This window comes from Kitasatospora sp. NPDC058162, assembly GCF_042884005.1.
Taxonomy (GTDB): domain Bacteria; phylum Actinomycetota; class Actinomycetes; order Streptomycetales; family Streptomycetaceae; genus Kitasatospora.
Window position 1 is genome coordinate 399,996 of sequence record NZ_JBHVUS010000007.1, and the last position, 13,259, is coordinate 413,254.

Below are 13,259 nucleotides of genomic sequence, written 5' to 3' on the forward strand. Positions count from 1 at the left end.
GTTTCTCAGCCGGCGGGGGCCGCGGCGCGGTCGAGCGCCAGCGGGTCGGTCACCGTGCCGGACTCCTCGTCGAGCGGCCCCTGCGCCAGCCTGGTCACCTCTGCGGGGACCGGCGGCGCCAGGTCGGCCGTCACACGGAGACCGGACAATACGTCGTCGGGTCGTACGGCGGGTGTGGCGTGTCGTACTACCAGGCGCAGTATCGCACAGGCACGGCCGGTCCGAACATCGCGGTCGGTTCCGACCGCCGTGTCCGCACCGCCGTCGACCTGCGGCTCGACGACCTCGAGCGCCGCCACCGCACCGCGCGCGTCGAAGACCCGCACGCCGTTCTTGGTCCGGCGCTCGACCTCGACCTTCTCCTCGGCGAGGAACCTGCGGACCGCCTCGGCGGCCTCGGCCGGCACGACGCCGTCCAGGCGCACCAGCCACTCGGAGGCCTCCAGGCGCTCCACGAAGTTCGACGTCCGCACCTCGACGGCGTCGATCACGTCCAGTCCGTCCGGCAGCGACTCGTCCAACTGCGCCCGCAACTGCTCCGGGTCGCGGACGGCGGCCAGGCCGATCTCCAGGTACTCCGCCTCGCTCGCCACCCCGGTCGGGGCCGCGTTCGCGTAGGACACCTTGGGGTGCGGGGTGAAGCCTGCCGAGTAGGCCATCGGAACGGCGGACCGGCGCAGGGCGCGCTCGAAGGCGCGCTGGAAGTCACGGTGGCTGGTGAAGCGGAGCCGGCCGCGCTTGGTGTAGCGGAGACGAATCCGCTGCACCGTCGGCGCGGGCGGCGGACCGTCGGGCGTACGGCGTGCCAGGGTCGCTCAGTCCTTTGGTCAATTGTCCCCGTCCGGCGCGGCGCAAACCCGCCACTGTCCGGACTCTGTCACCCCAAAGGGTACGCGCCCCGCCGCCCCCTTCGCTCCGCCCCTGGTCAGCCACCCACGACCGACCCCGCCCGGAACACTCCGGACGGGGGTCGAACGGCCTGCGCCGCCTACTTGTTGACGACCGTCAGCGGCAGCATCTTCTTGCCCGTCGGGCCGATCTGGATCTGGGTGTCCATCTGCGGCTAAATGGAGGCAGCTCCAAAACTGTCGAAAGGGGTCACCGACATGGCGAAGCGCACCCGTACGGCACGCGCCGCGCAGCAGAAGGCGTACACGGTCGAGGCCGAGTGGACCGCCGCGGATCTGGCACTGCTGGAGGACCTAATGAGAGCCGAGGCAGCCCTTCCGGCGGACGCGCCCCGGGCCCTGCTCTCGGTCCGGCTGTCCGTGCTGACGGAGGACACCACCTCCCCCGTCCGCCAGGAGCTCGACCTCCGCCGCGAGGCCCTGAACCGGGGGTGCCGTGTGATCGGCGTCGCCAGCGACCTGAACGTGTCCGCCACCAAGGTGCCCCCGTGGAAGCGGAAGCAGCTGGGCGACTGGCTGAACAACCGGGCGCCGGAGTTCGACGTGCTGCTGTTCTGGAAGCTCGACCGGTTCATCCGCCGGCTGTCCGACCTGCACACGATGATCGACTGGGCGTTGAAGTACGGGAAGAACCTGGTCTCCAAGCACGACTCGATCGACCTGACCACGGTCGTCGGCAAGATCCTGGTGACGCTGATCGGCGGCATCGCGGAGATCGAGGCCACCAACACGAGCACCCGGGTCGCGAGCCTCTGGGACTACGCCAAGACCCAGTCCGCCTGGCTGGTCGGCAAGCCCGCCTTCGGATACACGACCGCCGAGGACGAGAACGGCAACGTCGTCCTCGTCATCGAGACCGACGCGCACAAGGCCCTGCACTGGTGCCGACGCATGGCCCGTCGAGGCGTCTCCGCTACCCGCATGGTCAAGCTGCTCAAGCGCGCGGGTCTCGCCAGCGACGGCCTCACGGCCACGACCCTCCTCCGGCAGCTCCGCAACCCCGCCTTGATGGGCTACCGGGTAGAAGAGGAGAAGAAGGGCGGCGCCCGTCGGTCCAAGCTCGTCCTGGACAAGGCCGGAAAGCCCATCAGGGTCGCGGAGGCCGTCTTCGCCGACGATGAGTTCCACGAGCTCCAAGCGGATCTCGACAAGCGCAGCAAGAACCAGCCCCAGCGCCAGCCCGGCGGAGCCACGAAGTTTCTCGGAGTCTTCGTCTGCGTCGACTGCGGGACGAACATGCTGGAGCAACGGAACCGCGTCAAGGACCGGGTGTACGAGTACCTGCGGTGCCAGGGCTGCAAGGGCGGAGGCCTGGGCGCCACCAACCCCGACGCGATCAACGCCAAACTCGTCCTCGACGTGCTGTCGGTCCTCGGCGATGAACCCGTGCAGGTGCGCGAGTACGCACGAGGTGCAGAGGCGCGCGCCCACGTGGCGCAACTTGAGGAGTCCATCGCCTACTACATGAAGGAACTGGAGCCCGGCGGCCGGTACGCCAAAACCCGGTTCACGCGCGAGCAGGCGGAGGAGACGCTGGACAAGCTGATCACCGAACTCGGGGAGATCGACCCCGAGACCACCGAAGACCGGTGGGTGAACGTGGCCAACGGGAAGACGTTCCGCCAGCAGTGGGAGGCCGGCGGTACCGAGGCCATGGCGGCGGATCTCCTGAGGGTGGGCGTCCGCTGTGAAGTCACCCGGACCAAGGTCAAGGGTCAGCGGGCTCCCGCGGTCAAGCTGCGACTCATGATCCCCAAGGACTACCGCGACCGGCTGATCGTCAAGGAGGACGACTTCGCGAGCAAGCTCTGACGCCAGCAGCCCCCGTCATCGCGGCGGGGGCTGCCGGTCATCAGTGCTTGGCCGAGTCGTACGGCTCCTCGTGCCCGTCGTCGTCCACAATGACGATCTCGCTCTCGATGACCAGGGCCCGGAGCACCGTCGGTCGTAACGGTGCCGGTGCCGCCTCGCACGGACCCGCCGCTGTTCCGGCCCCCGCTTGCTCGGCCGTCACGGTCTCTCCCCTGCCTGCTCCGCGCGGACGATCTCCCGATTGGTGGCGAGATCCTCGGCGATGCCGGCAGCGACGAGCGCTTCGGCCGGGGTGTGACCGGTTCCGACGAACCGCCAGGCACCTTCGACCACGGTCTCGTCGTCCCAGCCGACGTCCAGGCCGCGGGCGTGTTCGGCGCGGGCGGCTCTGAGCTGCCCGTATGTAGTGGAGTAGTCCCGCGTCTTGGTCAGGCAGTGCCCCCGGTACCCGAGCATGTGGGCCCAGGCTCGAAGGCGCAGGTGTTGAAGTTCGGGTAAGCCGCCGAGGCGCCAGGCGGTGGTGATGAGTGTGCGGACATGCGGGGTGACGCGCAGAGCCTGGATCTCCGCGAGGGACTCGATGCGGCGGTCGACGGCCCCGGCGGCCTCCACGCTCTTACTCGTGTACTTGGCGACATAGGCGGCGACCGCGTCGTCCGAGATGCGCCCGCCGCCCCCATTAATAAGGGCGTGCACGTCCAGCTGCCTACCGAAGCTGAGTCGTCCGCCGCTGTAAGCCACCGAGTCAGGTCCCGGGAGCGCCACGGCGGCGGCCGCTGTACGGACGGCCTCCAAGAGGAGGTCCCCCGTCACCCCGGGCGGGGGCGGACCATCCGGTCCGTCGAGTCTGACGACGGCGTGGAAGTGGACGGCGCCGCGCTTCTGGTACTCGGCGACCTTGGCCGCGGAGACCCGAACCAGCTTGCGCACCTCCGACCGTCGGACAGCCAGCCGACCCGCGAGGTGGTGGTACAGGTTGTCGCGGAAGGCCTTCCACAGGGTCGGGGCCATGGCGTTCCAGAGGATGTGGCCGGGGTAGTCGTAGCAGTCCGCGCAGAACGGCTGCCCGACGAGCGGGTCAGCGTCCAGGTGGGTGCGGCCACAGCCTTGCCGGCCGCCGTGCTCGCACCGACGACGCCGAGCCGGGTGGCAGTCGCCCGCACGGTGGACCGACCCGAACGAGGGCGCGGTCAGGGTGACGAACAGCCGCGGGTGCGTCCGTACCGTCTCCGGTACGCCCTTGCCGCCGACCAGGCCGGAGCGGACCAGGTGGAAGGTGTCGCCGCTGTGCTCCCGGGAGCAGGGCGCGCAGCGGGAGGCCCGGCGGTTGCGGCAGCGGACGGCGAGCCGGCCACCGGGTTCGGTAGCGGTCGAGTAGCGGCGCAGGACCTCACCGGTATCGGGGTCGACCGTGACGGTGTGCCCGGCGAGGTAGACCGGTTCGGCACAACCACCGGTGGCGCGGATCTGCTCCAGCCAGCGACTCAGGTCCGGCATCTCGCCGAGACGGACGAAATCACGCTCTGTCGGCGGCAGTTGGCGCAGCCGCGCCTCCCGGTCGAGGAAGGCGCGGCGTGCGGTGGGGTCGGTGTACGGGTTGGTGCTGGCGGTCATGGCGGGTGCCTCCAGGGCCAGGGTTCGCCGGGCCCCGGCCGGACCAGGCATGCGCTGGCGCGGCCGGGGGTGGCGGTGGGGTGGGCGGGCTGGGTGGCTGGTCGGGTTGGCACGGTGATCACGCTTCTCAGGTGGTGTGGGTGAGGCCTTGGACGAGCCAGGTCACGGCGTAGACGACGGGGTCAGCCCAGCCGATGCGGTCGAGGTAGATCCCGAGGACGCCGACGAGGAGGACGTGCCAGATCTTGAGTTCGCCGGAGCGGACCAGCAGGTAGGTGACGAGGGCCAAGACGGCGGCCAGGATGAGAGCGGCGCCCATCAGACGTAGACCCCTTCGTTCGGCTCGTCCGCCGCGTGGAGGCCGGGCCAGGACGGAGCCAGCCGGGCGTACTTCCGCGCGGCACGGCGGGCCTGCTCGGGGGTGACGTGGACGGACCGGGCGCGGATCCACCGGCCATCGGCACCAACTGTGATGGCGACGCCCTGCTCAGCCGCGGTGATCTGCTGTGCGGCAGCCAGGGCGTCCTTGTCGAGATCGCCGAGCGCCATCTCCGCCGTCCCGGCATCGTTCACCCGGTGGCAGACCCGGCCGGCCAACTGCGCCCGCAAGGCAGTCACCCCGGGCCCGAGGTCCGAGCCGACCCGTTGGCCCGCGACCACCAGGTGGACGCCCAGAGCGGCGCCGAGCTGGGCGAGGCGGAGCAGGTTGGTGGAGATCTCCCCCACCTCGGCCTTGTCGTCCCTGGTCGCCACCAGGTACAGCTCCGCGACCTCGTCCACGATGACGACGACGGGCATCTTGCGGAGCTTCGGCGGCAGATCCCAGACGGAACGGGCCCCGACCGAACGGCACAGCTGCATCCGCGCCTCGGTCTCCGCGACCAACTCGGCGAGCAGATGGGCGGCTTCCGCCCGGGTGGCCGCCAGGGCCGACAGCCGGTCCTCGAAGAGGGACAGTTCCATGCCGCCCTTGAGGTCGATGCCGAACAGGGCGACGCGTTGCGGGGCGAGTTCCTTCACCAGCGCGGCGATGAGGGTGGACTTCCCGGAGCGGGTCGCACCGACGATCAGCCAGTGCGGCGCCCGCCACAGGTCGATCGTCCAGGCCCGGCCGTCCTCCAGCAGCCCGACCACCGCCCGCAACAGCCGTTCCTTCAAGCGGTACGGCGCCACGGGCGCGATCAGGGGATCCCAGGCGAGTGCCGAGAGGGTGACGAACCCTCGCTCGTTCAGGGCCAGCCGCACCGAGTGAACCCGCCAGGCATGGGTGAACGCGTCCAGGGCTTCGGCAAAGTGCTCGGGCACCTGCCCGGGGTGAAGCCGCACCCTCACGTCGACGCCGCCACGCCGGTACTTCGCCACGCCCAGACGGGGCGGAGTCGGCCGCAGCGGATCCCCGCGGACCATCAAGTCCCCGACTCGGGCCCGCCCAGGACGCTTGGCTACGGCGAGGCCGAGGTTCGTGGTCAGACGCCGCCACGTCATGCGGACTCGGATCACCGCAGCCGGGTAGCCGAGCAGGTACCACCAGAGATAGGGGTAGCTGCGCCGCAGCACCGGGGCCATGCTGAGCCCGATCAGCACCGCCGCCAGCATCACGACCCACAGCAGCTGGAGGACGATCACGGCCGTCCCCCGTTCTCCATCGCCGTGTTGTGGGCTTCGGTCTCCAGGTCGCGGGCCTGGCCGGCGGCCTTGCTGGCGACGACGGCGATGTGGTCGAACAGCTGGGCACCGTCGTCGTCCCGGCCAAACGGGTCGACCTCTTCGGCCAGCTCCCCGAGTTCGCGCAGCAGACCGCGCAGGCGCACGCGGGTCGCGCCGCTCATCAGGCGTCGCCGCCCTTGCGCGAGGCCGCCGGGGCGCCGACCGGAACCGGGGTGATGGCGTCAGCCCGGAAGGACAGGCCGTGCCGGTCCCCCATCGCCCAGGAGAAAGCGGTCAGGCCGGTGACGTGCACCCGCACGCCCTCCACCACGCCGACCGGTTCGCCCGACACGCTGATCTCAATGATCGAGGCCCGCCGGCCGTCCTGCCGGACCGCGACGCCGACCGTGTAGACCGTCTGCCCCTCCCGGTCCTTCCGCACCTCCCCGGTTTCGCGGTTCGCGATCCGAACTTCGGGGGCAACGATGCAGGTCATCGTGCCGAGCCGGGTTCCGTCCACGGGAATGGACTGCATGAGTGCACACTCCTCCGACGCCAGAGGCCGCATGACGTAAGTCGTCAAACGTACTTACCTTTGGCGCCTCGATGATGCTCCTCCTTGACGCCCCGACGCAAGCGATTCATGCTTACGTTTAACGGCTAGCGACTGATGACAGACCTAGAGATGCCGCCCGACCAGGGCAAACGGCCACACACGAACCCTCGAAGACGACACGACACACGCGAAGCGGGCCCGTCCCCCGGCGTCCGCACCAAGGGGTCAACACCATGGCGATCATTCGGAACGAGGCACTGCACAAGCAGGTGGCGGCGGCGATGCGACAGTCCATCGCCACCGGCGAGTGGCCCCCCGGCACACAGCTGCCCACCGAAACCGATCTCGCCGAGACCTACGGCGTCTCCCGACCCACCGTCAGGCTCGCCGTCGCAGCCCTGCGCAGCGAGGGCCAGTTGGACGTGAAGCAAGGCCGCGGCACCTTCGTCCGCGCCACCGTCCACGGCCCGAGCGCCAGCCTGGACCGAACCATCGCCACCCAGGGCAACACCTTCTCAACGCCCATCGACGCCTGGTTCGACCACGCCGAGGAGCCCGCGGTCTACCGGACCCGTACCGACGCCATCACCGCGCCGCTGCTGGAGATGGACCAGGACGAGCTGATGCTCGGCTGTGACCGCCTCCTCGCCGACCCCGCCGGCGACGGCCGCGCCCTTCACCGCCTCCTGCTCCCCATGGAACGCATCGAGGCCACCCCGCTCGCCCAGCAGCCCACCGCCACCCCGGCCGAGGCCTACGCGATGCTGGCCGCCGGCCACAGCCTCACCTGGTACGAGCGGGTCAGCGCCCGAATCCCCCAGCCTGACGAGCGCGAGGCTCTCCAACTCTCCGAAGCTGCGGTCCTCCTGATCGCCCACCGCATCACCTGCGACCAGGCCACCGGCCTCCCCCTCATCCTGGAGGAGACCCGCCTCGGCGCCGAAAGCACCGCCCTCACCTACGCCATCGACGCCCACAAACCCAAGCGCGCACCCCGCCCCGCCAAGGCCTCCCGCTAACCACCCCGAACACGCCCCAGCCCCCACGTCCACACCGGGCGCGGGGGCTGTCGCAACTCTTCTTCACTTACTCAAGGGCGCGCACAGCGCGCCAGCGCGCGGCCCTGCCGCTCGCCGCCGCTCCTGTCTCCGCCCCGCGCCGGCGGCGGCCGGCCGCGCCCACCGAAACGTGCGCCCCAGAGAGCACCGAGGTCAGTACCCGTCGTGGCTGAGGCCGGGCGGCTCCGCGGTTTTACCCACCTCCCCGGACCGGGACCCGCGTCGAGCAAGACCGGGGGGCCACTCGGCCAAACCGCGGTCAGGCCCAAAAGCCCTGACCGAGTCGCAGCAGCTTACGGCCCCCCGATCATGCCCGACCCCAATCCAGGCAGGACACCGGCCAAAACCGCTCCACCGCCCTCATATTCATTACCTGGCACAGTGAGTCGGCTTCAGCGCCTGCCAGACACCTGGCCAGTCAGCCACTGGAACCACGCCACCTACCCGTTCCTGAGGAAAAGAACCCAGGGGCGCCAGTTAGAAAAATCTCCACCCTTGACTAGGAATTGCCACCTTTAGCGGCCAACCTATTACGCTTCTCGTGTTCACCGAGAGCATCATAAATGCTCATAAGCAATTCGGCAACATCCTCCCCCTGGTCAAGGGCGGACTCAAGAGCGGGCACCGCGCGGTTCAAATTCCTCCTACGGACATGGAGTTTACCGATATGGAAATAGGCGTGCGAGCTTCCACCTTCTGCCGCCCGCTCGTACAGGCGAATGGCCTCTTTATGTTTACCCGAGCGCTCCATAAGGTAGCCCAAGCAGACTGCAGCGGCCATATCACCAAGTTCCACGCCGCGCCTGTACCAGAACCTAGCAGCTTTTGCATTCCCCATCGACTCCTGGATGAGCCCCATCTCAGAGTATGAGTCGACGCTGCCAGCCTCGATTGCTTTATTGCACCAAGAAAGCGCCTCTCGGGTATTCCGGGCCCTTCGGAACCTTCCTGCCAGGGCATACATCGCATGGGAGTCTCCAGCGGATGCAGCCTCGCGCAGGAGAATCATCGCTTCCGATTCCCTGCCTTGCCGGGAAATCAGGACGGCGAGGTTTGTCTTGGCGGAAATTGAGCCCGACTCGATGCAACTTCTATAGAAATCCTCTGCTTCACTCTCCCGCCCAGTCTCCCCGAGAATAATGGCGAGATTAAATGCAGCCCGACTATCCTTCTGAGAAACCGCGCGAAGAATGCGCTCTGCATCCTCAAGGCGCCTCGCTCGGTAAAGCAGCGTTGCTAGATTATTTCGAGCCCGGGAAAATCCATGCAGGGTTGCGATTTCATAAGACTCTTCCGCAGAATCGACGTCACCTCGCTCTTCGTGAAGCCGGCCGAGGTAGAAGTAAGCCTCGTTGTTGCCATCGAGGACGGCTGCGTTGAGCCAATCCCAGGCCATGTCATAGCTACCCTGGTCTAGCTTAAGCCGCCCAAGTATCATCTTGGCCATGGAGGGCCGAGTCTCCAACAATCCTTCAAAGAAGTCCTCGGCTGCAATCCAATTCTTTTCCTCTACGTAGAGGCTGGCTAGGTGGTGTGCTGAGGCATGATCGCCCTTCGATGCCCCGGTGCGAAGAATCTCTAGCGCCTCAGTGGGCCGACCGTTTTGCTGAAGTGTGATTGCAAGGTTGGCGTGAGCAAGAAGATTCCCCTGAGATATTGCCCTACGGAACCAATACTCTGCTTCTTCTGGCTCGCCTCGCTGTGTCGCAAAGTACCCGAGATGGAACGACCCTTCACCCATCCCCGCATCTGCACTCAGAGCGTAAGCTCTTTCGGCAATTTCAACCCGCCCAAACTCCTCGGCTTTATGGCCGATAAAGTGAAGAGCTTTTGGAGGGAGCGTCTCTATGGCATACTCCCAGATAAAATCTGGCGGACGAGGAGAATTATGTTCACGTGAAATTGCATCTGGAAGATAATCAAACGCCACGTACGCATCATCGCCGTCTGGGATCAGGAGGCTGCTGGTAGCGTGCAGCGGTTGGGTCGCCCAGTGAAATGCGTCTTGAGTCGACTCGGGCCTAAGTCTGGCACCTCCGCGCTGCTTGAGATATTCGTCGTGAATTCCCAGCAGAACTTGACGAGGAATTGGCCATCCAATTCCAATCCTCCTGAAATCCACTGCTGCCGCAACGAGGGAAGCGCCACGGGGGTTCAGGCCCGGGGCCCAAGCAGATCTCCAGTCAAGCATCAGCTGAGGGCCTGCGGCTAGATATTCAGCGATGCCGACTTCGCTGCTATGCCGCACCGCGTCCTTGAGTCGAGGGTCATCGACCCCTCTCACTCTCGAAATCTCCTGCTCGCTCCACCTTCGATCCAAATAAATGACGTGCGATCTGGAGATTACGCCACGGGAGTTCCTGAGAGACGCTTGGAGCTGGCTATTTTGACCTGGCATCATCCGAGGCGAAACCAGAGAGAGCTGTTCGGCGCGTATAGTGCCAATTACTACAGCGCCCGCTTGAAGTGCCGCATCGATCATTTCGCCAGTAACAGCAGGGGGTGAGAGGAATCTTTCTAGATCATCAAGCCAGATGGTCAGATTCCCTTTTTCGAGATGTGCCATACCGCGTGCGAGATCGCCGCCATCCTGTGGGCGATATAGAAAGCGATCCCCAAACCTTGATACTAGCGCCTCGTAGGCACAGCGCGACTTACCGGCCGTTGAATCGCCGGTAAGCAAAACAAATGATCCGGGGCGCAGGAGTGATGCCAGATCGAAATCTATATCTCGCTCGACATACGGGGGAACCCGGTCTCCATTTAGGCTAGGTGCGGGGTGCACACCCCAGGCGATGGGGTCGCTGCAATCTCTTACTCTTGGGAGACTTGAGAGCGCCGTGCCCCTGGCAGCATCAACTATGCCAGTATTCGGTTCTTGATCACGGCTCGCAAAATAGATCTGAACGCCATGGCTCTGTTGAAATGCGGCGCCGTGATCGTGAGCGGAAGCATGCTGTGCCGGGCGCTCCTCCCGGTAATCGTCGCTCACTTTGATCCGTAGATCTGGGTTCCCGACCCTTGCTGGAATATCACCCCATGGTCACGCGCAACTGCATTCTGTTCTACTGAAGCCGAGCTGAAAATTGGGCGCATGGGATCTGCCAACAAGCTCGCGATTTCTGCCCTCAGGGTTTCATCCTCACGGAGCGCTCGCTTGATCTGATGGCGAAGAGCAGCAACAGCATCAGACTCCTCGCTATCGTTCGCTGCATCCTCAAGAGCAACCTCGAATGCAGCCTGGCTGGTGGCGCTACTCCGCCGCCAAATAGACTGCAAGATCCGACGTCCAAAGTTGGCTGTAGCGTCTACTGCCGCGCCTTCGGCCCGTGTGAGCACCGATCCGCCGTACGCACTCAGGGCTGCAGTGACGTATGGACCCGCCTGCGTCACCAACTCCGCGATCTCGGTACTCACCGCACGCTCCCTCCCTGGTCGTGTAACGAGTTACAGCCTAGAGGCAAGAACGCCCAGGAGTGGTGCGCTTGGACATGTCCAAGCCGGGACGTCCATGCGACGAGATGTCTGCGCCACCGTCAGGCCAAGCGATCTCGAATGCTGGATGCTAGGCAGAGGAGTCCCGTGAGACTCGTCCACCCTTCTGGAACGCCCTCAAGGCGGACCAGCGCCCCGCCCTGAGCATCGGTGTCGGCGATCGCCCGAAGTTGCGAGCGGTCCACACCGCACGCCGCCAGGAGGGAGTTCACCTCGTCCGCCGTCCGTCTCGCGACTCGCCAGCCGGCGACGTAGTCGACGCCTGGCAGCCACACCCACGAGTCCGGGTCGAGGCTCGCCGCCAACTCCGCACCGAAGTCGTCGTCCTCGTCCAACTGTCCTTCAACTCCCCTGGTCAAGAACCGAGCCGGCCATCCGTGCACAGACATGCCGAGGAGCCCGATACCATCGGCACCGGGTTCCGACCCACCGGACCACCCCTGTTCCCGCCAAGGTCTCGGGGTGGTCCGGCACGTCTTCTGTTGTCCCTGATCAGGTCACGCGCGGTCGCGCGTCGGCTCCTCCCTGCCGAAGATCCGGCTGAACAGTTCCGCCTCGCTCAGACCGGCCAGCGGGTCCTCAACTCCGCTCTCCTCGCGCCAGATACGGCGCATCAGCTGCGCTCGCTGCCTCGCGGCGTAACCCGGTTCGTCGCACCACGCCATCACGTCACGGTGTGCGGTTCGACGCCCCGGCGAGACGGCGCGCACCGGCCAGGAGAACTGGCCGTCCAGCAGCCACCAGGTCGAGACGTGGTCCCGCCAGGCCCTCAGCCGCCGGATCACTGCGGCGCCCCGGGGCCCGCGGGATAGAGGCGGACCACGGTCGGCGTCAGGTCGAGGAAGGCCAGGGCCCGCACCTCCCCGTGCGTCGCGAGCCGGTGCCCCACCGACGGCACCGCCGACGGTCCGAACAACTCGGCGAAGTAGCCGTGCTGGTCGGGGCTGAGCGGCAAGGCGCCCAACGTGGCCAGCAGCGCGGCCATCGCGTCCGGCAGCCTGTTGAAGCGCGCGGGCGCCGTCACGCCTCGGACTTCCACGATCACCGGGAACGGGTACGGCGTGCCCGCCGAGGTCGTGTGCACGGTATCGGTCATGCCTTCTCCCTCCTCCGTGCGTTGCGCTTGGTCGCCGATCCGTTCGGCGCCCCTTCCACGACTTCCAGTTCCACGCGCACCCGGACCGAGGGCCAGCCGCCGACCCGCTTCACCTCTCCGACGTACTCCGCCGAGCCCGCGTACGGCCTGTGCGCGTCCAACGTCCACTTCAAGTACTCGCGAATCGGGGTGATCACCCGGTCGAGGGTCTTCGGCCAATCAATGGGGATCGCGAGCTCCACCGCCTCCAGCAGCAAGACCAGCGACTCCGCGTGCTTCAACGCGCTCTCGGCCGTGGACAGCAACTCGGCGTGGTCCATCTCCGCCAGGGGCACCCCGGTGCGCACCCGCTCCACGGCCCAGTAGGCCTCATCGACCCGCCATTGCCCCAAGCTGAGGGCGATGTGCGGAAACCGGTCGGCGGGGCGCGCAGGAGCGCCCGTGCCCGCATCCACGGGAAGCCCCATCACCCGGACACCTCCCCCGCACGGCGCGGGTGCCACGCGTGGACACGAACCGTCCGGCCGTTCACCACGATGACCCGGGTCACCGCCCTCAGCAGCCCCGCACCGCAGTAGAAACACCGGGTCTCCGTCGACCCGGGCGCCCGCTTGCTCACGACGCACCGCCTCCCGGGCCCACAAGCGCCCAAACGATCTTCCCGAAACCTTCCGGGCGAGGCACGAAGCCCCACTCCACGGACAGGGCTTCCACCAGGCACAGCCCCCGCCCCGACTCGGCGTCCAGGCCAGCGGACCGCCGGATCACCGGCTTCTCGCTGCTCGCGTCGTGCACCTCCAACCGAAGGTGATCGACCACCATCTCGAAGCGGACGTAGATCCGCCGTCCCTTGGGCACCCTGGCGTGCTTCACCGCGTTGCTCACCAACTCGTCGAGCACCACCGCGGCGTCGTGCGCGAGGACACCCCCGCCCGGCACACTGGCCAGGAAGGTGCGAAGGTGCAGCCGGGCCACGCCGGCGGACCTTCGGTGACGGGTGAGCCTCACCTCGAACGCGGCTATCCCGCCGTCCGCCTCAGGCGACTCAGCAGTGCCCTGGGGTTCTCCCAAGC

At 67.0% G+C, this 13,259-nt stretch carries 16 protein-coding genes; 2 read left to right on the top strand and 14 right to left on the bottom strand.

The genetic code is table 11. The features are described 5' to 3' along the window. Positions 1–5 precede the first annotated feature (5 nt). Complete coding sequence (locus tag ACFVXG_RS17470; protein WP_387928389.1) at positions 6–767, bottom strand: TIGR03936 family radical SAM-associated protein; 762 nt, start codon at positions 765–767, stop codon at positions 6–8. Positions 768–1,106: 339 nt separating this feature from the next. Between ACFVXG_RS17470 and ACFVXG_RS17475 the strand changes: the two genes are divergently transcribed. Next, the gene (locus ACFVXG_RS17475; protein WP_387928391.1) at positions 1,107–2,720 is read left to right on the top strand and encodes a recombinase family protein; all 1,614 of its coding nucleotides are present in this window, start codon (positions 1,107–1,109) and stop codon (positions 2,718–2,720) included. A 40-nt stretch (positions 2,721–2,760) separates the two neighbouring features. Here the strand turns inward: ACFVXG_RS17475 and ACFVXG_RS17480 are convergent, their stop codons facing one another. The 6 genes from ACFVXG_RS17480 to ACFVXG_RS17505 all read right to left on the bottom strand — a co-directional run bounded on the left by ACFVXG_RS17480 (position 2,761) and on the right by ACFVXG_RS17505 (position 6,516). Beyond that, a complete protein-coding gene (locus tag ACFVXG_RS17480; RefSeq protein ID WP_387928392.1) occupies positions 2,761–2,922 on the bottom strand; it encodes a hypothetical protein in 162 nt (53 codons plus the stop codon). Then, positions 2,919–4,334: a replication initiator gene (locus tag ACFVXG_RS17485; protein ID WP_387928393.1), complete on the bottom strand. Its 1,416-nt coding sequence runs from the start codon at positions 4,332–4,334 to the stop codon at positions 2,919–2,921. Before ACFVXG_RS17485 ends, ACFVXG_RS17480 begins: the two co-directional genes overlap by 4 nt. A gap of 127 nt (positions 4,335–4,461) precedes the next feature. Then, positions 4,462–4,653 (bottom strand): hypothetical protein, encoded by a 192-nt coding sequence (locus ACFVXG_RS17490; RefSeq protein WP_387928395.1) that lies wholly within the window; start codon positions 4,651–4,653, stop codon positions 4,462–4,464. After that, complete coding sequence (locus tag ACFVXG_RS17495; protein ID WP_387928397.1) at positions 4,653–5,960, bottom strand: FtsK/SpoIIIE domain-containing protein; 1,308 nt, start codon at positions 5,958–5,960, stop codon at positions 4,653–4,655. Before ACFVXG_RS17495 ends, ACFVXG_RS17490 begins: the two co-directional genes overlap by 1 nt. Continuing rightward, positions 5,957–6,163 (bottom strand): hypothetical protein, encoded by a 207-nt coding sequence (locus ACFVXG_RS17500; protein ID WP_359819935.1) that lies wholly within the window; start codon positions 6,161–6,163, stop codon positions 5,957–5,959. Before ACFVXG_RS17500 ends, ACFVXG_RS17495 begins: the two co-directional genes overlap by 4 nt. Then, on the bottom strand, positions 6,163–6,516 hold the full coding sequence (locus tag ACFVXG_RS17505) for a hypothetical protein (RefSeq protein ID WP_387928399.1): 354 nt from the start codon (positions 6,514–6,516) through the stop codon (positions 6,163–6,165). Before ACFVXG_RS17505 ends, ACFVXG_RS17500 begins: the two co-directional genes overlap by 1 nt. Positions 6,517–6,770: 254 nt before the next feature. On the opposite strand from ACFVXG_RS17505, the gene ACFVXG_RS17510 reads away from it, so the two are divergent. Continuing rightward, positions 6,771–7,556, top strand: a complete 786-nt coding sequence (locus tag ACFVXG_RS17510) for a GntR family transcriptional regulator (RefSeq protein ID WP_387928401.1) — start codon at positions 6,771–6,773, stop codon at positions 7,554–7,556. Positions 7,557–8,094: 538 nt separating this feature from the next. On the opposite strand, the gene ACFVXG_RS17515 is transcribed toward ACFVXG_RS17510, so the two are convergent. From ACFVXG_RS17515 to ACFVXG_RS17545, 7 genes are all read right to left on the bottom strand, one after another. Continuing rightward, positions 8,095–10,161 (bottom strand): tetratricopeptide repeat protein, encoded by a 2,067-nt coding sequence (locus ACFVXG_RS17515; protein WP_387928403.1) that lies wholly within the window; start codon positions 10,159–10,161, stop codon positions 8,095–8,097. A gap of 422 nt (positions 10,162–10,583) precedes the next feature. Then, on the bottom strand, positions 10,584–11,012 hold the full coding sequence (locus ACFVXG_RS17520; protein ID WP_387928405.1) for a hypothetical protein: 429 nt from the start codon (positions 11,010–11,012) through the stop codon (positions 10,584–10,586). Positions 11,013–11,131: 119 nt separating this feature from the next. Then, positions 11,132–11,425 carry a hypothetical protein gene (locus ACFVXG_RS17525; RefSeq protein ID WP_387928407.1) on the bottom strand — a complete coding sequence of 98 codons (294 nt, stop codon included), beginning with the start codon at positions 11,423–11,425 and terminating at the stop codon, positions 11,132–11,134. Positions 11,426–11,587: 162 nt separating this feature from the next. Next, positions 11,588–11,875 (bottom strand): hypothetical protein, encoded by a 288-nt coding sequence (locus tag ACFVXG_RS17530; RefSeq protein ID WP_387928408.1) that lies wholly within the window; start codon positions 11,873–11,875, stop codon positions 11,588–11,590. Continuing rightward, positions 11,872–12,186, bottom strand: coding sequence for a hypothetical protein (locus ACFVXG_RS17535; RefSeq protein ID WP_387928410.1), 315 nt, complete (start codon positions 12,184–12,186; stop codon positions 11,872–11,874). Before ACFVXG_RS17535 ends, ACFVXG_RS17530 begins: the two co-directional genes overlap by 4 nt. Next, positions 12,183–12,653, bottom strand: a complete 471-nt coding sequence (locus ACFVXG_RS17540) for a hypothetical protein (protein ID WP_387928411.1) — start codon at positions 12,651–12,653, stop codon at positions 12,183–12,185. Before ACFVXG_RS17540 ends, ACFVXG_RS17535 begins: the two co-directional genes overlap by 4 nt. Before the next feature lie 148 nt (positions 12,654–12,801). Next, a partial coding sequence (locus ACFVXG_RS17545) for an ATP-binding protein (protein WP_387928413.1) occupies positions 12,802–13,259 on the bottom strand: 458 nt, incomplete at its 5' end.

Coding starts and splice junctions, on each gene's coding strand:
- ACFVXG_RS17475 (WP_387928391.1), top strand. CDS start 1,107: ATGGCGAAGCGCACCCGTACGGCACGCGCCGCGCAGCAGAAGGCGTAC.
- ACFVXG_RS17485 (WP_387928393.1), bottom strand. CDS start 4,334: ATGACCGCCAGCACCAACCCGTACACCGACCCCACCGCACGCCGCGCC.
- ACFVXG_RS17490 (WP_387928395.1), bottom strand. CDS start 4,653: ATGGGCGCCGCTCTCATCCTGGCCGCCGTCTTGGCCCTCGTCACCTAC.
- ACFVXG_RS17500 (WP_359819935.1), bottom strand. CDS start 6,163: ATGAGCGGCGCGACCCGCGTGCGCCTGCGCGGTCTGCTGCGCGAACTC.
- ACFVXG_RS17505 (WP_387928399.1), bottom strand. CDS start 6,516: ATGCAGTCCATTCCCGTGGACGGAACCCGGCTCGGCACGATGACCTGC.
- ACFVXG_RS17510 (WP_387928401.1), top strand. CDS start 6,771: ATGGCGATCATTCGGAACGAGGCACTGCACAAGCAGGTGGCGGCGGCG.
- ACFVXG_RS17515 (WP_387928403.1), bottom strand. CDS start 10,161: ATGGCACATCTCGAAAAAGGGAATCTGACCATCTGGCTTGATGATCTA.
- ACFVXG_RS17535 (WP_387928410.1), bottom strand. CDS start 12,186: ATGACCGATACCGTGCACACGACCTCGGCGGGCACGCCGTACCCGTTC.
- ACFVXG_RS17540 (WP_387928411.1), bottom strand. CDS start 12,653: ATGGGGCTTCCCGTGGATGCGGGCACGGGCGCTCCTGCGCGCCCCGCC.